Genomic DNA, 25,936 nt, shown 5'->3' on the forward strand with positions numbered 1-25,936 from the left:
AGGAACTGTGGTGGAGAGTGTATACAAGTTTGTCATGGAACATCTGCAAGACGGAAGCTTGGACAAAACAGTAGCTGTGCAGCTGCTCAAAAAGCTCAAAGCAGAAGAGGATGCTAATACAGCATTCGGGTCAACCAACGCTGTCAAAGATATTGCCATTGTGGGCATGGCTTTGAAATTGCCCCAGGCTGATTCTCCCGAAGAATTCTGGGACAACATCGTCAGTGGTACGGACAGCATTCGTTCCTTTCCTGAATCCAGAGTGCCTGACATCCATTCATATCTGCAATATTTGGGCATGTCGCCAGACGAAATTCAATTTAATGAAAATGCCTATCTGGATGAGATTGATAAATTTGATTATGCCTATTTTAAAATGTCACCCAAAGAAGCCAGTCTTACGGACCCCAATCACAGACTGTTTCTGGAAACAGCATGGAAAGCGATCGAAGACGCAGGGTACGGGGGCGGAAAACTGTTGGGCAGTCGTACCGGCGTATATTTGGGCCTATCCAATAATATTCGGGATTTGTACTCACGTTTTATCTATGATGCGGAACCGGAATCCTTTGCGTACTCGCTAGTGGGTAATCTGGCTTCTGTAGCGGCTGGGCGATTATCCTTCTTACTGGATTTAAAAGGGCCGAGCATGGTGGTGGATACGTCTTGTTCATCCTCTCTGGTGGCCATTACACTGGCTTGTCAGGCGATCAAGGAGGGGCAATGTGATCAGGCGCTCGTCGGAGGAATCAAGATTAATCTGGTTCCATTAAAGAGTGATCATATCAAAATCGGGATTGAGTCGACAGATTGGAGAACCAAAGCGTTTGATGACGATTCGGATGGATCGGGTATTGGTGAAGGCGCAGGGGTGGTGATGCTCAAACCACTGGATAAAGCGTTGGAAGACCGTGATCAGATCTACGCTGTTATCAAAGGGTATGGCGTAAATCAGGACGGTAAATCCATTAGTATCGCTGCACCGAACCCGGAGGCACAGACCGAAGCAATTCTTCAAGCCTGGGCGGATGCGGGTATCGATCCCGAGACAGTCTCTTATATTGAGACACATGGCAGTGGCACCATGCTGGGTGATCCGCTGGAGGTACAAGGGATTGAGCAGGCATTCCGCCGTCACACGGGTAAAAGTCAATTCTGCGGAATCGGCTCGGTCAAAACCAATATTGGCCACCTCTCGGAGGCGGCGGGTGTCGTGGGATTGATCAAATCGGCTTTGTCACTGCAACACAAACAGATCCCTGCCTCCAAACATTTTCACAGACCGAATCGGGCCATCGATTTTGCGGCTTCCCCGGTCTATGTGAATGCCCGATTGCGGGAATGGGATACCCATGCAACACCACGACGTAGCGGTGTCAGTGCATTTGGAATCAGTGGAACCAATTGCCACATTGTACTGGAAGAAGCGCCGAACACTACGATTAAAGAACCGGATATACGTGGTAATCATCTTCTAACCGTATCGGCCAAAACGAAGGAAGCTCTCCAGAAGCTGATTAAGGAATATGCCAACCTGCTCTCTCAAGTTGAATCTCGGGATGTACCTTCTCTGTGTTATACCGCCAACACAGGGAGAGGGCACTACTCGTACCGTTTACTTGTCACCGGGCAGGATGCGGAAGAGCTCTTTCTTCACTTAAATGAAGCTGGACAAATGATCGGATTAGATGGGGATTTGAGCAAAAGTACAGGATTCAATGGACATCAAAGTCCAGGGATGTATTACGGTTATCACAAGGTTAGCAGCGATCAAAATCGTCCGGAATCATCAGCTGCAGGTGGTGAAGATGGCCACACGGGCCATCGGACGATGAGTTTGAATCCGGAACTGGCGAAGATGGGCAAAGGTCAGCAGGTCGATCAGGACATCCTGAATCAAATTGGAATGCAGTATATACAAGGTGCAGAACTGAACTGGGAGCTTCTATATACAGGGGACGGGCTACGTAAAACAAGTCTGCCAACCTATCCATTTACCCGGACTCGCTGCTGGTTTGAAGTTCCTGAGACGGCTCGTACCGCCGCTACCGCAGATTGCAGCAATGAAGTCTCTGAAGAAACGACGCCAGCCCGATTCTATCGGATGAACTGGAGGAGAGCGGATCTAACTGAGCCTGAACCGATTCAAGGAACAGGTGCAGTTTTGATTTTGAAGGACGAGGGTAATCGGGGAAGTGTATTGATTGAACGTCTTAAGCAGTCGGGGCGCCAAGTGATTGAGGTCGGATATGGAGAATCTTTCAAGCACGAACCGGACGGATCGTTTACGTTGAATGGGTCCGAAAGCAACTTTACGGAGCTGTTTGCAGCGCTGGGGGATACATCCATCAGTGACATTATACATCTCTTTGCAGTGCCGACTTCTGCGGAGATTCGTACACTTCAGGACTTGGAACATAGTCAGCAAAAAGGCGTATATAGCCTGTTTTATCTGATTCGTGCGCTCATTGAACATGGAAGTGACAACGCACTGAATATGATGCTGGTCTCTGAACAGGTCTACGAAGTTACAACGGGTGAGAGCCGACTCTCTCCTGAAGCGGCCTCGTTATATGGTTTGGGTAAAGTACTCGCCTTGGAATATCCGCATATTACCTGTCGAAGCATTGATCTGGACGAGAGCACAGGTGCAGATGAACTGCTTCAGGAAATGGGTTCCCAAGATCAGAGTTATACCTCTGCCTACCGTAATGGGATTCGATACATCGAGGAATTGGGTGAAGTTCAAGCCGATGAGTTGAGGGATTCCCCTGTCCATATCCAAAAGGATGGTGTGTACGTCATTACCGGGGGAACAGGTGGGATTGGTCAGGAAATGGCAAAATTCTTCGCTTCCCAAGCAGAGGTCAAGCTTGTGCTAATTGGGCGTACCCCAGTTCCTGCAAGATCGGAATGGGAAACACTTCTTAACAACCCGGAGCTTGAATCCAAGATGGCAGCTCGTCTCCGTAATTTCCTGGCGATTGAACAGCAGGGTTCAGAAGTATCCTGTTATGCAGCCGACGTATCAGATTATGCAGCAATGCAGGATGTACTGGCCGATGTCAGGGAGAAGTATGGGGCTATCACGGGCGTGATCCACGGTGCAGGGGTGCCGGCGGTTGGATATTTGATACGCAAAACGCAGGAAACGTTTGATGAAGTCCTTTATCCAAAAGTGCAAGGGGCCTGGATACTGGACCAATTGACTCGGCAGGATGAGCTTGATTTCCTGGTCTTTTTCTCTTCCGGTCTGTCTCTGTCAAGTGAAGTTGGGCAAGGGGATTATTCAGCGGCTAATGCCTATCTGGATGCCTTGTCTTACTCACGCAGCAAAAGTGGTCTGAAGACCTTGTCTATCAATTGGTCTTCATGGAAAGAAGCGGGCATGTCTGTGGATTATGGTTTTAATGTAGACGCCATTACGAAAGCCCTTCCGACCGAACAGGCAACGGCCGGATTTTTTGCAGCATTGAACAAAGAGGTGCCGCGTGTGTTGATCGGGGAATTTACATACCATCCACGGTTTGCCAAAGCACTGTTGACCAAGTTTCCATTCCGATTCTCCGAAGAGATGACAAACAGGCTGAAAGAAGCCGAGAAGTTGGAAGAGTCGCGTCAGGTGGCTCCTGCTGCAGCTAAACGAAACAAATCGGTGAATGCACATGTTGAGCTCAAAGGGAAAGACGGCGAGGATTACAACAGCATCGAACGGCAGATTGCAGGCATGTATAACGAAGTACTCGGTTTTAAAGAGCTGGATATCCACGACAGCTTTTTTGATCTGGGCGGAGATTCGATTTTGTTAAATCGATTATTTTCTCTGCTCGAAGATGCTTATCCAGGCAAAATGAAGCTGATCCATCTGTTTTCGTACACCAGTGTACATGCGTTATCCCAATTTGTCATGACCAAGTTGGAAATAAAACCGGCTGCTGAGCCAGCCCAATCGGTGGATGATTTTGAACAACTGTTTAAAGACATTGAAGCCGGTAGTCTGAGCATTGACGATGCAGTCAAGAGCTTCGAGGATCGTTGAGGAAGGAGAACCCGATGAACCAAACAAGCCAGATGCTGAGAATCATTATTGAGAATGCAGCCGCGGGCAAAATTGATAAACAGGTTGCTGCCCAGCTGCTCAAAGGATTGAAATCGGAGGGGAAGCGGAGCGACTCGGAGGGAATTGCCATTGTAGGCATATCAGCCATGCTTCCGTCTGCGGACAATATTGGGGAGTTTTGGGACAACATCCGTGATCGTTGTGATTCCATTGCCAATTTTCCGGACTCTCGTCGTCAAAATATAGATGCCTATCTCCGATATGCAGGATATGGAGAGGACATCCAATACAGTGATGGTTCCTATCTAAAGGATATCGACCAATTTGATTACAAATTATTTCGGATTCCGCCTCGGGACGCCGCGCTGATGGACCCTTTTCAGAGACTATTCCTGCGAACAGCCTGGAGTGCACTCGAAGATGCGGGATATGGCGGGAAAAGTCTGGCTGGCAGCCGGACAGGCGTATACCTAGGATTCGCCAGTAACATTAAGGACAGCTATCTGAGAATGATCCAGGACATTGATATTCAATTAACTTCCGATGCAGCTGTGGGCAATATTTCTGCCATGATGCCTGCACGAATCTCTTATCTTCTGGATCTAAAAGGGCCTTCGATGGTGGTGGACACCGCCTGTTCATCCTCATTGGTGGCCGTGCATCTCGCCTGCCAGTCCATTCGGAATGGTGACTGTGATATGGCACTTGCCGGTGGATTGCGTGTGAACCTGATGCCACTGGATACAGAGTATTACCGCGGGGGTCTTGAAGCATCGGATGGACGAACAAGAGCCTTTGACCATTCATCGGATGGGGCTGGAATCAGCGAAGGGGTTGCTACGGTATTACTGAAGCCGTTGAGTAAAGCGCTCAAGGACAAAGACCAGATCTATGCGGTCATCAAAGGAAGTGCTATTAATCAGGACGGAGCTTCCATCGGGATCACCGCTCCCAATCCGGAGGCCCAGGCTGATGTGATATCCAGAGCGTGGGATCAGGCGGGAATTCACCCCGAGACCCTGTCCTATATTGAAACACATGGGACGGGCACAAAGCTGGGAGATCCTTTGGAACTTGAAGGCTTGGAGCTTGCTTTTCAGAAGTATACGGATAAAAAGCAGTTTTGTCCGATTGGTACTGTGAAATCGAATATGGGTCATCCCTATGAAGCAGCAGGTCTGGTCAGTCTGATCAAGGCAGCACTGGTAATCAAAAATCGCGAAATCCCGCCGTCTCTTCATTTTGACAGACCCAATGGACAGATCGATTTCAAGACATCACCTGTGTATGTTAACACAAGACTCCGCAAATGGGAGGGGAAAGAGTCCCCGATGCGCTGTGCGGTCAGCAGTTTTGGCTTTAGCGGGACGAACTGTCATCTGGTGCTGGAAGAAGCACCGGTTGCCACGGTTGTTGACGCTTCTTATGCGAAGGCAGGTCTGGTCGTGTTGTCCGCCAAGTCTGAGTCAGCTCTGCGGGAGCTGGTCACAACATATAGCCGATTTGTACAGGACAAACCGCCCACATGCCATCTCCAGGACCTGTGTTATACCGCCAGTGTTGGCCGAGGACACTACAACTTCAGATTGGCTATAGTGGCAGAGAATCTCGCTGATCTGGGCTTGAAGCTGCAAGTGCTATCCTTGGCAGAAACGTGGAATGAACCTGAGTCGTGGTTCAGCTATGGGGAGCACAAGATTGTACCTGCCAGCAAATCACAGCTTGAACCTGGTGACATAACTGAAGCGTCACGAAAGAAGCTTGATCGAGAGGTACAGGAGCTTACACAAGGGGTTAACCTCTCCGAGTGGGATGATGAAGCAGGGGTGACCGAACTTGGTTCGTTATACGTACAAGGGGCCGATGTGGATTGGGTGGAATTGTACAAAGGTACGCATGTGCGACGTGTCAGCTTACCCGTGTACCCTTTTGAATCCCATCGCTGCTGGATTGATCTTCCTGATGAACTGGTTTCGAATCGTATTGACAGAGGCGCGACAGTGTCTTCACAACACACAGAAGAATTTCACTATACGATGCAGTGGAGAGCAGCTGAGCGGAAACGCACAGGCAGCGGGATCTCCGTTATGCCGGAAACAGTATTGTTGATTGAAGGCAAGTATGGTGCAGGTGACTCCGTAGCTCGTGTGTTAGAACGTACCGGGGTGAAGGTAATCCGGGCAGCACTGGGTTCTGCTTATGCAGACTTAATCGATAATCGATATACGCTTGGTGACCAGGAAGCGGATTACGACCGTCTCTTCGCAAGCCTTCAAGGCAAATCGGTGGATCACATTATACATGTTGGCTGTTCTCTGGATACCCCGCAGCCGGGGATTCAAAGTCTGTATGAATTGCAGCGCAGTCAGCGCCGAGGTACGTACAGTGTGTACTATTTGGTGCGTGCCCTGATGAGAAGTGACTTTGCCGAGATTGCTGGTATTACACTGATTGCATTAAATGCACACCATATTACGGGAGAAGAATCCGCTCAGCGGCCGGAACATGCGCCATTCCTGAGTCTAAGCAAGGTACTAAACCGTGAACATCCGTCCATCTCTTTCCGATCCTTTGACGTAGATGCAGATACCACTGCAGAGGATTGGATCGAGGAAGCATTGGGGACAGAAGAGCAGGGGGACTACCTGATAGCTTACCGTAATGGACAACGTTACGTTGAAGAATTTACGCGTGTGCAGGTTGCAGGAGATGCCCCATTAGTTGTACGCCCTCAGGGCGTGTACCTGATTACAGGTGGCGGCGGTGGTATTGGTTTGGAAACAGCGCGTTTCCTGGCTTCCAAGGCTCCCGTGCGTCTGGCTCTGATCAATCGCACCCCGATACCGGATCGTGTACATTGGGACAACCTGATGAATCAGCCCGGTCAAGCCAAGCTTCGCCGTTTCATTACAGCCGTTATGGAGCTGGAGGCCGCAGGTTCGGAAGTCTCCTGGTACAGTGCGGATGTGGCTGACCGGGAAGCGATGGATCGGGTGATTCGGGATATGCGTACACGTTATGGTGCTATTCATGGAATCATTCATGGGGCGGGCGTCGGTGGAGATCAACTTCTGGTGGATCGGAGTGAGGAACGGTTCAGTGAAGTGCTGGCATCCAAAATATATGGTACCTGGAATCTGGACGAACTGACCCACAGTGATGATCTGGATTTCTTTGTGATGTATTCATCTGTAGCGACGATGTTCAGTGGTGTAACACAAGCAGACTACGTGGCGGCAAATGCCTACCTGGATGCCTTCGCTGATGAGCGTACCCTAAGAGGAAAACGCACACTCACCGTGAATTGGACCACATGGAAAGAGACGGGCATGTCGGTGGATGCTGGTTTCACCGCAGATACCATTTTCAAAACGGTCCTTACGGCACAGGCCATACAGGGCTTGGAACAAGCCATGAACTCCTCCATTCGCAGGGTGCTGATCGGGCAACTGAACTTCAGTGGCGGTGGCGTGCGTTTGCTGGATAAAATGCAGGTTCGATTGTCCACAGAACTTAGTGGCAGAGTGGCTGAATATCTGCAAAGTGCTGCTTCCAAAACGAGGTCGACCAAGAAGGTTGGCAGTACTTCAAGCGGTGAAGTGAAATTATCAGGCAAGAGTGAGGGTGGATATACCGCTACTGAACGGCATGTTGCCAGCGTATGCAAAGAAGTTCTGGGATTTGACGAGATCGATATCTATGAGAACTTCTTCGAGCTTGGTGCTGATTCCATTCTGCTGCTGAAAATCCACGCAGGACTTTCCAAAAGATACCCTGGCGTCCTTGCCGTAACGGACTTGTTTGAATTTTCGACGATTCACAAGCTGGCGGAATATATTTTCAAGGAACATGGTGAATCGGAAGAAGAGACGGTTGCTGTACTGAGCGACATGGATGCTTCTGCAACCAGCGAAGAACAGACATCACCCGAAACTGAGAAGCAAGCAGAAATGTGTGCTCAAGATGAGCAGCATTCACGACAGACTGCTTCCGGACCATTGTCTGGGGATCTAGCCATTGTGGGGATGGCTCTGAATGTAGCTTCCACAACCGATGTATCCGAATTCTGGGAGCATATTCAAGGCAAGGTGGATCATATCCGTCCTCTCCCAGAACGACGACAACAAGATCTGGACTGGTACTTGCAAAATACAAGGTTGGACCTCCCGGAACTGGATTCCAAAGCGGGAGCTTTTATAGAAGACATTGACTTATTCGATTATTCATTCTTTAAATTATCACCGAAAGAAGCGAGTCTGACAGACCCGAATCAGCGTCTCTTCCTGGAGACCGTGTGGAGGGCCATTGAGGATGCGGGTTACGGCGGCGGGAAACTGGCCGGTTCGGATACCGGTGTCTATTTGGGGTATTCAACAAACACAGTTGATATGTACTCTCGTTTCATATATGAGACGGATTTGGGCGCTCTTCCGGATGCCGTGGTGGGTAACACACCATCGATCATTCCTGCTCGCATATCGTATTTGCTGAACTTGAAAGGGCCGAGCATGTTGGTGGATACGGCCTGTTCTTCGTCCCTTACAGCGGTGCACATTGCTTCGCGTGCCCTGCTAAGCGGAGAGTGCAGCATGGCCGCAGTAGGTGGAATCAAAATCTCAACCATGCCGATCACCAAAAAGAACGAAAACATGCTCCAGGGTCTGGAGTCTGGTGACGGAAAGACAAGAGCATTTGATGATGATTCTGATGGTGCCGGGCTTGGTGAAGGCATCGGAGTAGTCATGCTAAAAAGGCTGGAGGATGCGTTGAGGGATGGGGATCAGGTATACGCCGTACTCAAAGGCACTGCGATGAATCAGGATGGCAGTTCAGCCGGCATTACGGCTCCGAATCCAGCGGCTCAACAGGAAGTTATTACTAAAGCCTGGAGACAGGCAGGTATTCATCCCGAGACGATCACGTACATGGAAACGCATGGCACAGGAACCGCGCTGGGTGATCCAATTGAAATTAAAGGCATCCAAAATGCGTTCCGACAATTCACAGATCGACGTCAATTCTGTGCGGTCGGTTCCATTAAAACCAACCTGGGTCATACCTCTGAGGCAGCCGGTATGATCAGCCTGATCAAGGCGGCACTTGCCGTCAGGCATGGTGTGATTCCACCGAATCTTCATTTTAACCGTCCTAACCGAAATATTGATTTTCATGCTTCGCCTGTATATGTGAATACACGATTACGACCGTGGAAGGTGAAGGACGGACCTCGACGCTGTGGTGTCAGTGCATTTGGCATCAGCGGAACGAATTGTCATGTCATCCTGGAAGAACCACCAGTGATTACACCTGTATCTGCACCAGCACGTCCTCATTTGCTGGTATTGTCTGCTCGATCCGAAGAGGCACTTCAGCGGTTGGTTGCTGAATATGTTCGTCTGCTGGATCGGAACAACCAATATGAACTTCTAGATATGTGCAGTACTGCAAGCACAGGACGGGGACATTACCCGTTCCGGTTGTCACTTATGGTACGGGATACGGAAGGGTTGCTGAATACCTTGAGACAGCTGGAGAACAGATCATTCCAATCCATTGCACTGCCGGGAGTTGAGTTCGGTGAACACCGGACTGTTCCCAAGAGTAAGAAGGATCGGACAGCTGGTGAAATGACCGAATCGGAAAAAATGGGTCTTAGCCAATTAATGCGTTCGGCCATTCAGAGCTTTGTACAGAATGGAGGCGAGTCGGAGTATTTGTTAAAGCAGATTGCCCATCTGTATGTACAGGGAGCAGATGCGGACTGGGAAGAACTGTACGCAGGTGAACATGCTCGCAAAGTCAGCTTGCCTGCGTATCCGCTGGAACGGAAGCGCTGCTGGATCCATATTCCCGAACGTCCACAGCTGCGTGAGGTCTCTATAGAAGAGGCCGAGGCCCCACTGCATTATGCGGCTATGTGGAAAGAAATGAATCGAATATCGACTGGTCAGCATGGAGGCAATACAGAACCGGTTGTGATGTTGATGGATAGAAGTGGTATCGCCTCATCTGTTGCCGAGAAACTGGAAGCGGAGGGCCGGCTCGTAATCAAGGTTTACCGCGGAGATTCCTATACCAATCAAGCCAATGCTGAATTTACCATTCGATCATGTGAAGAAGATTATGAACGGTTCATTCGAGCGGTAGAGCCTTATAAAATCTCGCAGCTTTTTCATTTCTTCGCACTGGATCAACATGGAGATGAAGGTACCGTGGGGGAATTGGAAGAATCGCTTGATCGCGGCGTGTATAGCCTGTTTTATTTGTCCAAAGCGATGTCAAAGGTTCATTTCAAACGACCAGTCGATCTGGTACTGGTGACATCTTGTACACAAAGCGTTACGGGCAGTGAACTGTACATTCGTCCAGAACACGCACCTATGGTGGGGCTTGGCAAGACCATCTGTCATGAGATGAATCAATTCCGCTGTCGAAGCATTGATATCGATGTCGAGACACCGATGGAGCAATGGTTACAGGAAATTCGGGAGCCTGACATCTTATATCTTGCCGCTTACCGTAAGGGGCGTCGATATGTCCAGGAGCTGGGTGAGATTCCGATGTCCGTATTGCCCGAACGACCGATTCACATGCGCGAAGGTGGTGTGTATCTCATCACTGGAGGCACAGGCGGGATTGGACTGGAGACAGCGAGTGCATTATCTTTAGCGCCGGAGAAAATCAAACTTGTGCTGATGAATCGTTCACCGTTTCCAGAACGGGCAACATGGGAAGAGGTGCTGTCCTCAGGTGAGGAAACCAAGTTAACCGCTCAAATCCAGCGGATCAAAGAGATGGAAGCTCGGGGCACAGAAGTACATCTGTACAGTGTAGATATTGCTGACCCCCTTCAGCTCGCATCGGTGCTAAGCAAGATCAGACAACAGCACGGTCCGGTGTCTGGTATTATTCACGGCGCTGGTGTTGCCGGAGAAGGTTTCCTGATGAACAAAGACCGTGAAGCCTTTGAACGTGTCATGCGCCCTAAAGTGTTGGGGACATGGAGCTTGGATCAATTGACACGTGCAGATCAACCGGACTTCTTTGTCATGTTCTCCACAGCTACAACATTTTTTAGTGAACCTGGACAAGGGGACTATACTGCCGCCAATGCTTATATGGATTCGTTTGCGGCTCATCGCAGGCAAGCGGGTCTGTCCACCCTTGCCGTGAATTGGACGGCGTGGAAGGAAACCGGCATGGCCCGGGATTTTCATGCCAATTCAGATGGTGGATTCAAGGCAATCACGACAGCGAGAGGTATCCAGGGGCTGCTAGAAGCCATGGGTAAGGATGTAACCCAGGTTCTGATCGGGGAGCTCAATCGGGAGGGAATCTACCAACATGTCTCTGATGACATGCCGCTCATGTTGTTCTCTTCTGACATTAGCGAGGCTATTGAAACCGGACGCAAGGGTGATGCCAGTTGTTCACAGGAAGAAGCGGGCGATATGAAGTTGTTGGGCAGGACAGACGAAGTTTATTCCGTCATTGAGAGCGCCTTAGGTCGATTATGGAGTAAGGCGCTTGGGGTCAATGAACTCAGTATTTACGATGATTTCTATGAGATGGGTGGAGATTCCATTCTGGGCCTCAAGATCGCCAATGGTCTCACCAAAGAGTTGTCGATCCTTGTGAATACAGCAGAAATCCTGATGTATCCAACGATTGCGGAATCGGCTGCTTATCTGGAAGAGTCCTATGGTCTATCCATAAGCGGAGATTCCGAGGGAGCACTACCTGTGTTGACACGTGTGGAGCCCCAACCTTATTACCCGGTTTCTTCTGCTCAGAAGAGATTCGTCGTTCTAGACCGGCTGGAGGGTCAAAATACTAATGCAAACATACCAAGAGCCTCCATCATGGAGGGAGATTTTGAGCATGGGGCATTTGAACAGATCATTCGCAAGCTGATTCAACGTCATGAATCGTTCCGGACTTCATTTGAATTTCTGGATGGAATTCCTTATCAGAAGGTTTGGGATCAGGTCGATTTCAATGTGGGTTACTCAGAGTCCACTCGGGAACAACTTACCGAGAAGCTCCTTGGTTTCGTGAAACCTTTTGAACTCGATCAGGCGCCGTTATTCCGTTTCGAAGTGGTTAAGCTGGCTGATCGTGTACACGCCGTATTTTTTGACATGCACCACATTATTACGGATGGCATGTCGATGGACATCATTATGCAGGAGATCATTGATCTGTATGAAGGGCGTGAGCTGAAACCACTCACCATCCAGTACAAAGATTATGCGGTGTGGCATAATGCCTTGCTCTCTTCCGGTGCTCTGCTCAAACAGGAAGAGTATTGGCTGAACCTGTACAAGGATTCCATCCCGCACCTCAAATTGCCTACCGATTATCCTCGTCCTTTGGCCAATGAATTCGAAGGAGATCAGGTCGTGTTTATTGGTAATGAAACCTTGACTATGGATCTGGAACGCATGGCTGCCAAGACAGGAACGACCTTGTTTATGTTGCTGCTTGCAGCGTACAACGTGTTGCTGGCCAAATATGCAGATCAGGATGATATCGTTGTGGGCTCTCCCATTGCGGGCAGATCACACGCCGATCTGGAGGATGTTGTGGGTGTTTTTATTAACATCATCACGATCCGTACCAAGCCACAATCGGAAAAAACGTTCCTGGAGCTGCTGACCGAGGTAAGAGAAGCTGCACTGAAGTCTTATGAGAATCAACAATTTCAGTTCGAAGATCTGGTGCGGAAGCTTAACCTGAACAGAGACAGACACCGTAATCCTTTATTTGATGCGATGTTTGCTCTTCAGAATGTAGGTACAGTGGACGTTACAGTGGGCAAATTCAACACGACGCCATATGAGTTTGGAGCAGCGGAGAGCCGTTATGACGTGTACCTCGAGATTATTGAGAAACATGACAAGCTGCGATTTAATCTGGAGTATCGGACCAAACTCTTCAAGCGGGAAACGGCAGAGAAGATGCTTCACGATTATGTAGCGCTGCTGCAACAGTTATTGCTTCATCCGGGGCAGAAGCTGGGCGAAATTGAACTGGAAAGCAGCAAGCATATGCTGGTTTCTTACGATCCAGCCGCAGAAGATCTTGATTTTAATTTCTGATCAGGGAGAGGGAGTGCTACTCCCCCACAAACAGGAGGAACAGGGACAATGAAGAAGATCGGGGTAATTGGAGCAGGGGTGATGGGCCGCGGTGTGGCCCAGAGTTTTGCACAGACAGGTCATGAGGTTATCTTGGTGGACATCAAGGATGAAGTGCTGGAGATTGCCGGAGAAGAGATCTATAACAATATTCGAATGCTGAAGCTATTCAAGAAAGTGGAGGGACTGGAAGACCCGGAGATCATCATGGAGCGCATTCATATGACGACGGAACTGGAGATGCTTCGTGAAGCGGATATCATCGTTGAAAATGTAAACGAACAGTGGGACATCAAAAGGCAAGTGTACGGCCGGATCGATCCGATCTGTCAGGAGGCATGCATATTTCTAGTGAACACTTCGTGTATATCCATTACCAAAATTGCGGCATTAACCAGCCGGCCTGATCGGGTCATCGGTACTCATTTTATGAATCCAGTTCCCTTGAAATCAGCTGTTGAAGTGATCAAGGGGATGCATACCTCGGAACGTACCATTGAAGAAGTAACTGAACTATTGTCATCAATCGGTAAAGAGACGATTCTGGTGAACGACTATCCCGGATTTGTCTCCAACCGGATTTCCCATCTGTTTATGAATGAAGCTGCGTTTGTTCTTCAGGATCAGGTGGCTACAGCACGTGAAGTAGATGATATTTTTGTCAAATGTTATGGGCACACGATGGGGCCTTTGGAGACTGCGGATTTAATCGGCTTGGATACCGTTGTGGATTCGCTTGATGTGCTGTATGAGAGCTACCAGGACCCAAAATTCCGTTGTTGTCCTTTACTGAGAAAGATGGTGCACGCCGGACAGACGGGAAGAAAATCAGGGGAAGGGTTCTATAGTTACTAATCAATGGCATGAATAGTTCATGGCATAAACAAGCTGTTTGCTTATTCAAAACCATTTTAATGAGAGAAAGGGAGTTATACACATGGAAGAAGTTAAAGGTAGAGTTCGCAAGTTTTTGGGTCGTTTTTTCAAAAAGCATGAGCTTCAGGACGATGAGGACATCTTTGCCCTTGGTTTTGTGAATTCGTTGTTTGCGATGCAGCTCGTTATGTTTCTGGAGAAGGAATTCTCCATTCGGGTCGATAATAAAGATCTGGATTTGCAGAACTTCAAGTCCATTAATGCCATCGTTGAGCTGATTGAGAGCAAGACGGTCAGTTCCTAAGAAGTCACCGATTCTCATCCCAATATAGTGTGAAGAATGTGCATTCATCCAGTCCATTATAGGAGGTTAACGTATTGAAAATGGAATTGAGCGAACAGCAGCTCCAATGCAAGCAGGATGCTGCATCATTTACCGATCAATATATCGTTCCGTACGCAGGCTTGCACGATAGGGAAGAACGGCTTCATCCAGAGGTGATCGATTCGCTGAAATCCTCAGGTTATCTGGGTTCCATGATTCCTCGTGAGTATGGGGGTATGGGGCTTGATCCAATATCGGTTGGAGTGCTGAATGAGGAGATCGGAAGAGGATGTTCATCCGTGCGAAGTCTGCTTACGGTTCACGGTATGGTTGCCATAGCCATTCAGAAGTTTGGTTCTGAAGAGATGCGGTCCTATTGGTTGCCACGTCTGGCCTCGGGTGAAATCATTGGAGCCTTTGGTCTGAGCGAACCGGGAGTTGGTAGTGATGCCAAAAGCATCGAGACCGTAGCTGAGTCCAATGGCGAAGGATATCTGCTGAACGGGAAGAAAAAGTGGATCACAATGGGTCAGCTTGCTGACCTATTTCTCGTCTTTGCCCAGGTGAAGGGTAAACCAACCGCGTTCCTTGTGGAACGGAACAACCCGGGATTGAAGATAGAGCCGATTAACGGGATGTTGGGGGTTAGAGGTTCGATGCTGGCGGAACTGCATCTGGAGCAGGTTTACGTTGAATCCGATCGTATGGTGGGGAGCCCAGGTACAGGTATCTCTATGGTGGCCTTGCATTGTTTGGATTATGGTCGCTACACCGTGGCTTGGGGTTGTGTTGGACTGGGACAAGCCTGTCTAGAGGCTTCGCTGAGTTATGCGGGTAGCCACCGTCAGTTCGGAGCCCTCCTGCAGGAAAATCAGTTAATTCAGAAAATGCTTACTGAGATTATTGTGGATGTGAGAGCGGCACGGCTTTTATGTTATCAATCTGGCTATCTGAAAGAAGTGATGGATCCGGATTCCATTATGGAAACCTGGACGGCTAAGTACTACGCGGCAGACATGGTTAACAAGGTAGCACACCGTGCGGTACAGATTCATGGAGCCAAGGGTTGCAGTGCGGAGTATCCGGTGGAGCGCTTCTACCGGGATGCCCGTGTGAATGAGATTATTGAGGGTACCACACAAATGCATGAGATGGTTATTGCTTCATACGCTGCGAGTACTCATGAATCCGTACAAGAGGAGGCTGTCCTGTCATGAAAAAAATTAAATGTGTGATCTGGGATCTGGACCATACCATCTGGAACGGAATTTTGCTGGAGGATGAAGAGGTCACGCTGAAAGAAAATATTGTGGAGGTCATCCGTACGCTGGATGAACGGGGAATTCTGCAATCGGTTGCCAGCCGTAACGATCATGAACTGGCGATGGCCAAATTGGAGCAATTCGGTCTGCGTGAATATTTCATCTATCCGCAAATCAATTGGAATGCCAAATCCCGATCGGTAAAAACCATTGTGGAGTCCATCAATATTGGAATGGACACGATAGCCTTTGTCGATGATCAGCCTTTCGAACGTGAGGAAGTATTATTCACTCATCCCGACGTACTCTGTATTGATGCGATGGCCTATCTTGACTTGACGGAAATGGAAGAGATGAAGCCACGTTTCATTACTGAGGATTCTGCCTTACGCAGAAAGATGTACATGAATGATATTGCTCGTAATGAGAAGGAGGAGGAATTCGAAGGTACTCAGGATGAATTTCTGGCCTCTCTTGGCATGATCTTCACGATCTCTGAAGTGAAGGAAGGGGATCTGCAACGTGCGGAAGAGCTGACGGTTAGAACACATCAACTGAATGCCACAGGCTATACCTATTCTTATGAGGAGCTCGATCAATTCCGGTACTCTCCACGTCACAAACTGCTTATAGCCGGACTGGAAGACAAGTACGGTACGTACGGAAAAATAGGCCTCGCTCTACTCGAATTAAATGACGAAGTGTGGACACTGAAACTGCTACTGGTGTCCTGCCGCGTCATGTCTAGAGGAGCAGGCACATTGCTGCTGCATCATGTAATGCGTATGGCCAAGGAAGCAAATGTCCGTTTGCAGGCCGAATTTGTATCAACAGATCGCAATCGTACGATGATGATCACTTACAAATTTGCCGGATTCCGTGAGATTGAGCAGAACGGAGATTTTTATTTGTTTGAGAGCGATCTAAGCATGATTCAGGATCAGCCTGCGTATGTGTCCATGGAAGTTATCGCGTAAAACCCAATCTAAGAGGCGAGGTGTATAATCAATGGAAAAAATAGCATTTCTGTTTCCAGGGCAAGGTTCTCAATATGTAGGGATGATGAAAAACTTCTATGATCAGTACGAGATTGCGCGACAAACGTATGAAGAAGCCAACCATATACTGGGCTTTGATTTGGCCAAAATGAGTTTTGAAGGCAGCCTGTTTGATCTGAACAAACCTTCCAATATGCAGCCAGCGCTGTTGACAGCGAGTGTGGTTGCCTATCGTGTCTACATGGAGGAGATCGGGATCAACCCGCAATTCTGCGCAGGCCACAGCCTGGGTGAATACGCAGCGCTAACGTGCTCCGGTGCCATGACATTTGGAGATGCTGTGCGGATCACCAAGCGACGCGGGGAATTGACGGAGCTTATCGCAGATGAAGCAGATGGAGCTATGACCATCATTGATGGTGCGGATGAGGAGATGATCCGCAGAGCTTGTGAGCAAGTGTCAACCGATACGGCATGGTCTGCGATTTCCTGTTACAATGCTTCGAGTCAGTACGCCATTTCCGGTCATCAGGATTCGATTGAACAAGTGGAATCCATCTTGCTGGATCAAGATGCCCAGACAACCCCATTGATGATGAGTGCGCCGTTTCATAGTCGCTTGATGGAGCCTGCCGGCGAACAGCTTGGGGTGGGACTGGCCGGTTATCGTTTCCATCCATTCAAGTGGCCTGTCGTATCCAATGTAACCGCCACTCCGTACACCGAAGCTGGGCGAATTACGGGACTGCTCCAAAGGCAGTTGTCCCAGCCGGTAAAGTGGGCACAGACGATGCAATATCTTAAGAAGCATGGAGTTACGCTAACGATTGAACTCGGACCCAAAAATGTCCTGAGTGGACTGGTAGAATTGGATAAGCTCGGTATGAAATCTTTTGCCTACGGACAGAAGGAGGATCGCAAAGCACTGAAAGAGTTGCTGGATCAGGCCGTAGTATCCAGACCCAGACCAACGGTAGTAACCAAATGTATGGCCGCGGCTGTAGCTACACCTAATCGAAATTGGGATCAGGAGCAATACCAGAAAGGAGTCGTTGAGCCCTATAAACAAATTCAACAGCTTCAAGAGGAGCTTGAAGCGGCGGATCAGGCACCCACTACGGAGCAGATGAAATTGTCCCTGGAATGGCTGGGGACCATTTTCGAAACCAAACAAGTAGAGCAGGAAGAGCGAGATGACTGGTTCCACCAGATCCTGGACGAGACGGGACAGTATTATCTGTGGAGTGACCACAAAGTTCCTACGGCATAACCAAGCACGTGTACAACAACAACCGGCATGCAGGTGAGATCACACTTGTTGTGCCGGTTTACTATGTATTCGGGGTGAGATCATGGATATCCATCTGCTTAATGTTATGATGTCGAGTGATAAATTTAAGGAAGAACGAGCGTATTGGCAGAAACAACTAGATGGCGATATTCATATAGGAACTCTGTTTGATAGAATTCAGCAACCTTCAATCCAGACAAGGGAACCTAACGTACAGGTTCTTTACTTATCCTTTCCAGATGAACTGTCCGCAAGATTGATCCGCATGAGTGGGGGATCAAATTTGGCGTTGTATATATTGCTTTTATCGGGATTTCAACACCTGTTGTATCGTTACTATGGACAGCCGGATATGTTGCTAGGTATGCCCTTGACTCCCGAGCAAGTCGAAGACTTTCGGAGTGCCCACTTGCTCGCAATTCGTGGAAAAGTAGATGAGACAGCATCGTTCAGACAACTGGTATTGCATACCAAGGCTGAAGTCATGTCAGCCCGAACGTACTGGCATTTTCCTTACGATAAGATGGCAGAGAAGCTGGGGCGGCTTCCCGAAGAGTGCGCGTTGAAGACGGTTTTGTATATGAAGGGAATTCATGAGGAGCCTATTCTGGATGAAAGAACCCAGTGTTCACTCGGGTTTGACCGGGTAGATCAACGACTTTACATGACCCTCCGTTATGGTGCAATCCCCCTTGAACCCAGTCAACCTGATCGTTTGTGTTCTCACTACATACGATTGCTGGAACAGACAACAGCCCTACCAGACCAACCTCTATCCATGAGTCAGATCCTTTCTTTGGAAGAGGAGAACGAAATCATGGAACGGTGGAACAGGAGTCCACGTTTATCCTTGCCGAAGACACATTCTGTCTGTGCTCAATTTCTTGAACAAGTGAAGAAAGCACCCGAACAGACTGCGGTTATAGAGGGGGAACGCCAGATTTCGTATCATTCTCTGGAGGAGCAATCCAATCAGCTTGCCCGTCTCCTGATTGCTTCCGGGGTAACTGCGGAAAGTTCAGTACCCGTTATGATGGCAGGTTCCATAGAGTTAATCATTACGATCCTGGCGGTGTTCAAAGCGGGAGGAACCTATATCCCTCTTCATCCTGAATATCCCCTTGAGCGTGTCCGCCATATTTTAATGGCATCGAATGCCCGTATTTTACTTACGGGATTGTTGGAAAGGTATGTACATCAGGCTCTGGAGGAGATGACATTGGCCATGTCTTCGGGCTTAGGCATAGCAATGATGAAGTTGGATGACGCCCCATGGAGAGCAGAAGATGGAAGTGGTTTAAGGATCGTACCCAATATGAATGGACTGGCCTACATTCTGTATACATCCGGATCCACGGGTGAGCCCAAAGGGGTCGGAGTAGAGCAACGAAATCTGAGTGGATACGTGAACGCTTTTCAGGCCGAGTTTCAACTCAATGCAACAGACAGAGTGCTTCAACAAGCGGCAAGTACCTTTGATACTTATATGGAAGAAGTGTTCCCAGCATTAACTGCCGGGGCAACACTAGTTGTGGTTCAACGGGAACAACTGCTGGATATCCACGGACTGGTGCAGTTGCTGGACAGACACAAGGTCACCCTAGTCAGCACTACACCTCATATCCTGAGGGAACTTAACCGGATGCCCAATCTTGCGAGTGTTCGCACCATTATCAGTGGTGGGGATATATTGAAGATGGCGGATATTGGACATCTGCTCACCTATACGAATGTATACAATACGTACGGCCCCACCGAGACGACGGTATGTGCACTCTACGAGAAGCTGTCATCAGAGACTGTTGATCCGATTCCAGTGGGGCGCCCTATTCAAGGTTACTTTGTACACATTGGAGATCGTCATGGACGAATGTTGCCCGTAGGCGTACCCGGAGAAATATGTATTTCAGGCAACGGGGTGTCTCGAGGATATATAGGATTGCAGGAATTGACGGACCAAAAGTTTATCGAGTCACCTTTCGTTGAAGGAGAGCGGATGTTTCGCACAGGGGATATAGGCATGTGGACAGCGGAAGGCCGCGTGTTGTTTCTGGGAAGAATGGACAAGCAGGTTAAGGTCAGGGGCCATCGGATTGAATTGGCAGAAGTAGAGCGACATCTGAACCGTTACGGTCCAATTGGTGAATGTGTTGTACTGACAACCGGAGTAGAAGGTGAGAAGGTGCTCACCGCTTATATCGTGGCCGATACGGAGCTGTATGTCATGGATATTCGCCAATATCTGATATCTTTGTTGCCCGAGTATATGCTGCCTTCAAAATATATTCAAATATCACATATGCCTCGGACGATTCACGGGAAGATCGACACACAAGAGTTATTGAACCAGAAGCAGTCTTTACATTTTGGAATGAATTATGCACCACCTGAAACTGAGCTGCAACATCAATTGGTAAATGTCTGGTGTACATTACTGGAAATGGACCAGATTGGTATTGACGACGACTTCTTTCAGCTTGGCGGGCATTCCCTGCTTGTAATCCGAATGGAGGTTGAACTGGAGAATCTCGGTATTCGGGTCCTGCCTTCCATTTTGTACGACAATCCTACGATAAGGATGCTTGCAACGGTTCTGGAAGAGAATCCAGAGCTTGGAGATTCATATGCAAGTGAAAATCACGGGCAGGTATCTGGCATTGTAAAGGTAAACAAGACGTCATCCTCAATGGATATGGAGCATTCCAGGTTAGCGCGCTCTGATGGATATCATCCATTTAACGATGTCTTTTTTAAATTATGTTTCTATAACTCTTTATTTCCCATTGTATTGCAACAGAAAAAAAGCATATTACCGTTTTTCATCCATCATGTGGACGAGTATCTATGGTCTGAGAAGAAACAGTTTCTTGTGAATGGTTTCGTCTCTTGCCGCAAGGATACAGACATTCTGGACGATCTGGGCGTTGGCTATGAAATGGTGAAAATCAGCGAAGACATTATACAGGATGTCAGTCGAGCGGTTCTGGATGCCAGACCGGTTATTGTATGGGTTGACGTCTATTACACATCCATACGCAATGATACGTATCTCAAAAAGCATATTCCACATACCTGGCTTGTATACGGTGCTGATCCGATTAACCAGACATTTACCGTGATGGAGCATAAGCATCATGACAACTTGTCTTATGAAGAACGAACGGTTAGTTATCAGGATCTGTCGGATAGCTATCATGGCTATATCGAGCATTTTAATATGGAAAACCACACCTTCTATACGTTCTGCAATAAGCATTATCCGGTGATACATCAAAGAGATGCCAGTGCGAAACAGTTGGAGGATTACTGGAAGATCTATGTGGATCATATTGAAGAGCAAAAGGAACGGGTGGAGAAGAGTCTGGCAAGACTGAGGGAGAGTGTGCCGCAGTTTGAGGCCGTTGTTCAGGATCAACATGTGGTGTCTTCCATAGCGGAGGATTGGGTCATTTCGCTTCATAAATTGATCAGTGCCAAAAAGGCCGAGGTGTATCGTTGTGCCAATCTAACCGGCGCGGATTCCAGACTGACACATATTCGTGAGCGTATTGTCATGGGGTGGAGTGACATTCGAGCAGTTCTGGCCAAGTATGTGCTTACTTCTTCATATAAGCCAACATCGTTTCATAAACTCCCTGAGATATACAGAAATATAAGTGTGCTTGAACGGGAGTATTACGATGAGTTGGTTAAATCTCACATGATGGGGAGGATCTGAATGAGTGAAATCATTACATTGGAGACTCAAATAATACAGGTCATCGACAAGGTTATGGAGTATGGAACGGATATTCAGATGCATCAAGCCTGGGGGGAACTTGGTACGAATTCACTCGATTACATTAAAATTGTGGTGGAGATGGAGAAAGCATTCAACATTGAAATAGACGATGACCGATTGGCATATGTGCAAACGGATACGATTGGCGATTTCAGGGATTACCTGGTCAGCCTCATTGAAGGAGATTCGGAACATGAGCCGGACTAAACGAATAGGACAGATCTGGTTCAGGCTTTCTATTCAATTACCCGTGGCTGCACTTGTCATTATTGGTTTAACTGTGACCGCATTAGTGACGTTAGCCATGCAATTCCATACGACCTCCTACCTGCGCAGTGAAACGGCAACGGCAACTGCAGTGTCTGAATCTCAGCAAGGGGAGGATGTCAAAGTACACATTATAGCTGAATTTACAGAACAGCCTATTAAGGGGTTTCAGAAGGGCGACGCCTTGATCTGGTATACAGAGGAACAAGGTAAACGTTACGCTGCCCAGATCCTTGAGGTTAACCAAGATCCCGCATCAGCGACCACTCGCATTACAGCTGAAGGTGTATGGAATGAGGAGCTGGCGGAGCGGATGAAGTTATCCCATACAACAGAGTTCCCGATTGTTACCGAGGTACAATCCCAGAGCCAGACCGTACTTGAGAGCTGGATATCCTAGAGGAGGATGGCATGGAGAATATTTCACTGAGCAAACGAATCCGTACATTCGCCAAACCCTACCGAATCAGCTTGGTTACCATGTTGTTCTGCGAGCTAATCATGGTGGTGGTGGATCTGATTGGACCGCTTATTTTTGCCATCTTGATCGACGAAGTATTCTATCACCGTAATCTTCATTTCTTCGGCTATGTTATTTTGACTTATATTGCTTTGTATGTAGGTGTAAGGGCTCTAAGTTGGATCATTAAATCCATCTGGATTTATCTGAATGTTAAATTTCTGTTTGATATTCGAAAAAGTTTATTTGATCGCATTCTTCATTTTAAAGCATCTTATTTTCAAAAAGCCCAGACCGGTGATCTGGTCACACGTCTAACAAGAGATACGGATTCTGTCATGCAGTTAATAGAGTTGATTATTTTTCAGATGGCTGCTCCGTTCACGAAATTGCTGGTTTCATTTGTTTTTTTATTTTATCTCAATCCGTATATCGCCTTGGCCATGATGGTGCTGGTTCCGGTTTCGGTCTGGGTATCCCAGTATTTTAATCGTAAGATGACCAAGCAGCAGACCATTTTGCGTGGGAAATATGGTCAATTTGTCAGCTGGATGCTGGAGATGCTGCAAGGCATGAGGGATATTCGTTTGTTGGGTAGTGGCAGACGGGTCACCACACTGTTCACGGGACAGAGCGCAGACGTTATTCGTCTGGATAATCAGACAGAAGTCATGAAATGGATGTCGACCCGCTCTAATGCATTTATTTTTTTGTTGTCGGATCTATGTATCTACGCGATTGCTGGTGTGCTTATTGTTCAAGGCCAGCTTACGGCAGGAGCCTTTGTTGCCATTATGTCGTATCTGACCAAGAATAATCAATCGATGATGATGATATACGAGGCAGTTGTGAATCTGCCCAAGCTGACGGTCCAGTCCCGCAAAGTCTTTGATCTACTGGATGAAGAGACGGAAAGAAGCGGTGGTCAATCGGAAGTTGATATGGAGGATGGGGAAACGTCACTCGAGCAAGTGAGGTTTCGGTATGAGGAGCAGGGTCCCTATGTGCTTGACGGTCTCACCTTGGAAATTGGTGCTCATGAATCTGTTGCGCTTGTAGGAAAGAGCGGGTCTGGCAAAACAACGATTGTGAACATGCTGCTCGGTTTCTATGCCCCGGAGGAGGGACAGATTCGAATTGGCGGAAGGCATATCGATGAATATTCTCTCTCTCGACTGCGCAAGAGAGTAGGCATTGTGCAGCAGGAAGCCATTCTGTTCCATGAAACCATCCGTTACAATCTGATGCTTGGTAGCGCCCATGCGAACGATGATCAATTGCTGGAGGCATGTGATCAGGCCTATATTGGGGACTTTATTCGTTCTCTTCCTCAGGGTCTGGACACCGTCATTGGGGCAGGGGGAATGGAGTTCTCCGGTGGACAAAAGCAACGTCTGTCTATTGCCCGCATTTTTCTGAAGCAACCCAAATTGATTATATTCGACGAAGCCACTTCCGCTTTGGACTATGAAGCTGAACAAGCAGTCCAGCATTCCTGGCAGCAATTAAGCAAGGATCGGGCTTCGATTGTCATCGCCCATCGCTTATCCTCCATCCTGAATGCTGATCGGGTTGCCGTTGTACATCAGGGACGCATTGTGGCTACAGGCACACATGGATATCTGCTGGAGAATAGTGAGCACTACCGTGAGTTATTTGCAGAAGACTTCATCCGGAAGGAGGGACTGATGTCGTGACGAAGACACCCTCGACTTCCCGGTATGCACTCTTTAAACAGATTAAGCCGTTTATCAAAAATGCGAACCGTCAAATCTTCATTCTAGGTACGCTGAAATTGGCCTTGACTGCTATTGCGCTCATGATCCCTTATCTGTACAAGCTGCTCATTGATCATGTCATGGTTGGACGGGAGCTTAACATGTTGCCCTATATCCTTGCCGGATACCTGGGCTTATTTGCGTTGGAGACAACCGCTCTGGGTTTACAAACGCTGTTCAGTAACCGGTTATTAGGTCGGACCAAGCTCGACTTACAGCTGAATATGTGGAAAAGATTAGTGCGAATGAAACCGACTCTATATGAGCGCTATAGTGCAGGAGATCTGAAGAATAGACTGGACGGAGACGTCACACTGGTCAAAGACTTTATCTTTTTGCATCTGATTGATTATACGTTCAAATGGATCAGCGTAGGGGCGTATGTGGTTATTCTGTTATCGCTGAATTGGAAGATGGCTTTGCTGGGTTTTGTTATGCTTCCCATTTCCTTTGTCATCAGTTCCCGATTGGGAAAAAGGGCCAAAGTACTGGTCTCCGAATTCCGTCAGACTACCGGAGAATATGAGACATGGATATCGAACAGCTTCAGACACTGGAAGGAAATCAAGGCACTGAATATGCAACGCAAGGAATCCATCAAGTTTGTTGGATATTGGAAACGTTTTGGCAAAATCAAATTCCGACATCTGGCATATACGTATGCCAATGAGCTGTACTACACCTTTCAGGATGACTTTATTAATAAGATGAATCTTTATTTTATCGGCGGGCTGCTCATTTTTCAGGGAGAATTAACAATCGGGGGACTGCTTGTTTTTCTGACATATTATCAACAGATGATTAACAACATTAATGAAATTAATGCCTCCAATGTTCAACTTCATGATGTGACACCTTCCATTGAACGGATCGTTGAATTGCTGGAACTTCCCGTTGTGTCACAGAGAAAGCTCGGACTACAGCCAGAGTTCCAAGGGCATCTCGAATTCAAGAATGTCTCCTTTCGTTATCAGGAGAATCAAAGTGATGTCTTGCATGAGATTAATCTGAACATCCAGCCTGGTGATTACACAGCGATCGTAGGCAGAAGTGGTTCGGGTAAGAGCACGTTAATCAAACTTATTCTAGGGCAGAATGAGACACAGCAAGGGGCTATTCTCGTTGACGGACAGCCCATTGGTGACTTGGGATCAGAATACCTTTATCAACATATTGGGGTGGTTATGCAGGAGAATGCCTTGTTCAGTATGTCCATCCTGGATAATCTCAGACTCGTACAGCCACGGGCTACAGAAGAAGAGATACGAGAGGTTTGCCGCATGGCTTTGCTGGATGATTTCATTGAAGAATTGCCTGACAAGTATAATACGGTTCTGGGTGAGTCAAGTATTAAGCTGTCCGGAGGCCAGAAGCAACGGTTGGCGCTTGCCAGGGTGCTGTTAACAAGACCCCGACTGCTTATTCTGGATGAAGCCACATCTGCACTGGATAATGACTCGGAACGCAAAATAAATGAGGTGATCCGCAGGATCGCACAGGATATAACGGTGCTTGTGATCGCGCATCGTTATTCAGCTATTCAGGATGCCAAGCAAGTGATTGTGCTCGATCAGGGAGAGATTGTTGCTACGGGCACTCATCTTGAACTGGCTGGGCGGCATGAGGTGTATGACACGTTGTTCAGGGATCAGAGGCAAGGAATCGGGACAACGGCCACCTAAAGTGAAAAGAATGATT

At 48.0% G+C, this 25,936-nt stretch carries 12 protein-coding genes; all 12 read left to right on the forward strand.

Annotation, left to right across the window (positions count from 1 at the left end):
• The first annotated feature begins 10 nt into the window (after positions 1-10).
• The 12 genes from ACX9NY_RS27810 (at position 11) to ACX9NY_RS27865 (ending at position 25,920) form a co-directional block, all read left to right on the forward strand.
• Positions 11-4,039, forward strand: coding sequence for an SDR family NAD(P)-dependent oxidoreductase (locus tag ACX9NY_RS27810; RefSeq protein WP_472476246.1), 4,029 nt, complete (start codon positions 11-13; stop codon positions 4,037-4,039).
• A gap of 14 nt (positions 4,040-4,053) precedes the next feature.
• The gene (locus ACX9NY_RS27815) at positions 4,054-13,161 is read left to right on the forward strand and encodes an SDR family NAD(P)-dependent oxidoreductase (RefSeq protein WP_472476248.1); all 9,108 of its coding nucleotides are present in this window, start codon (positions 4,054-4,056) and stop codon (positions 13,159-13,161) included.
• Between the two features lie 48 nt (positions 13,162-13,209).
• Positions 13,210-14,055: a 3-hydroxyacyl-CoA dehydrogenase family protein gene (locus ACX9NY_RS27820; protein ID WP_472476250.1), complete on the forward strand. Its 846-nt coding sequence runs from the start codon at positions 13,210-13,212 to the stop codon at positions 14,053-14,055.
• 82 nt (positions 14,056-14,137) lie between these two features.
• Positions 14,138-14,380 carry an acyl carrier protein gene (locus ACX9NY_RS27825; protein WP_076212934.1) on the forward strand — a complete coding sequence of 81 codons (243 nt, stop codon included), beginning with the start codon at positions 14,138-14,140 and terminating at the stop codon, positions 14,378-14,380.
• Between the two features lie 80 nt (positions 14,381-14,460).
• Positions 14,461-15,618: an acyl-CoA dehydrogenase family protein gene (locus ACX9NY_RS27830; RefSeq protein WP_472479428.1), complete on the forward strand. Its 1,158-nt coding sequence runs from the start codon at positions 14,461-14,463 to the stop codon at positions 15,616-15,618.
• The gene (locus ACX9NY_RS27835; protein ID WP_472476253.1) at positions 15,615-16,640 is read left to right on the forward strand and encodes an HAD-IIIC family phosphatase; all 1,026 of its coding nucleotides are present in this window, start codon (positions 15,615-15,617) and stop codon (positions 16,638-16,640) included. Before ACX9NY_RS27830 ends, ACX9NY_RS27835 begins: the two co-directional genes overlap by 4 nt.
• Before the next feature lie 31 nt (positions 16,641-16,671).
• On the forward strand, positions 16,672-17,931 hold the full coding sequence (gene fabD / locus ACX9NY_RS27840) for an ACP S-malonyltransferase (protein WP_472476255.1): 1,260 nt from the start codon (positions 16,672-16,674) through the stop codon (positions 17,929-17,931).
• 82 nt (positions 17,932-18,013) lie between these two features.
• On the forward strand, positions 18,014-21,670 hold the full coding sequence (locus ACX9NY_RS27845) for an amino acid adenylation domain-containing protein (RefSeq protein ID WP_472476257.1): 3,657 nt from the start codon (positions 18,014-18,016) through the stop codon (positions 21,668-21,670).
• Positions 21,671-21,940, forward strand: a complete 270-nt coding sequence (locus tag ACX9NY_RS27850; RefSeq protein WP_472476259.1) for an acyl carrier protein — start codon at positions 21,671-21,673, stop codon at positions 21,938-21,940. It begins immediately after the preceding gene.
• Positions 21,927-22,400: a hypothetical protein gene (locus tag ACX9NY_RS27855; protein WP_472476261.1), complete on the forward strand. Its 474-nt coding sequence runs from the start codon at positions 21,927-21,929 to the stop codon at positions 22,398-22,400. The genes ACX9NY_RS27850 and ACX9NY_RS27855 overlap by 14 nt, the downstream gene beginning before the upstream one ends.
• An 11-nt stretch (positions 22,401-22,411) precedes the next feature.
• Positions 22,412-24,157, forward strand: coding sequence for an ABC transporter ATP-binding protein (locus ACX9NY_RS27860; protein ID WP_472476263.1), 1,746 nt, complete (start codon positions 22,412-22,414; stop codon positions 24,155-24,157).
• On the forward strand, positions 24,154-25,920 hold the full coding sequence (locus ACX9NY_RS27865) for an ABC transporter ATP-binding protein (RefSeq protein WP_472476265.1): 1,767 nt from the start codon (positions 24,154-24,156) through the stop codon (positions 25,918-25,920). Before ACX9NY_RS27860 ends, ACX9NY_RS27865 begins: the two co-directional genes overlap by 4 nt.
• The last annotated feature ends 16 nt before the right edge of the window (positions 25,921-25,936 follow it).

The organism is Paenibacillus sp. CB74, from assembly GCF_055687625.1.

Coding starts and splice junctions, on each gene's coding strand:
- ACX9NY_RS27825 (WP_076212934.1), top strand. CDS start 14,138: ATGGAAGAAGTTAAAGGTAGAGTTCGCAAGTTTTTGGGTCGTTTTTTC.
- ACX9NY_RS27850 (WP_472476259.1), top strand. CDS start 21,671: ATGAGTGAAATCATTACATTGGAGACTCAAATAATACAGGTCATCGAC.
- ACX9NY_RS27845 (WP_472476257.1), top strand. CDS start 18,014: ATGGATATCCATCTGCTTAATGTTATGATGTCGAGTGATAAATTTAAG.
- ACX9NY_RS27855 (WP_472476261.1), top strand. CDS start 21,927: ATGAGCCGGACTAAACGAATAGGACAGATCTGGTTCAGGCTTTCTATT.
- ACX9NY_RS27835 (WP_472476253.1), top strand. CDS start 15,615: ATGAAAAAAATTAAATGTGTGATCTGGGATCTGGACCATACCATCTGG.
- ACX9NY_RS27830 (WP_472479428.1), top strand. CDS start 14,461: ATGGAATTGAGCGAACAGCAGCTCCAATGCAAGCAGGATGCTGCATCA.
- ACX9NY_RS27860 (WP_472476263.1), top strand. CDS start 22,412: ATGGAGAATATTTCACTGAGCAAACGAATCCGTACATTCGCCAAACCC.
- ACX9NY_RS27815 (WP_472476248.1), top strand. CDS start 4,054: ATGAACCAAACAAGCCAGATGCTGAGAATCATTATTGAGAATGCAGCC.
- ACX9NY_RS27820 (WP_472476250.1), top strand. CDS start 13,210: ATGAAGAAGATCGGGGTAATTGGAGCAGGGGTGATGGGCCGCGGTGTG.
- fabD (WP_472476255.1), top strand. CDS start 16,672: ATGGAAAAAATAGCATTTCTGTTTCCAGGGCAAGGTTCTCAATATGTA.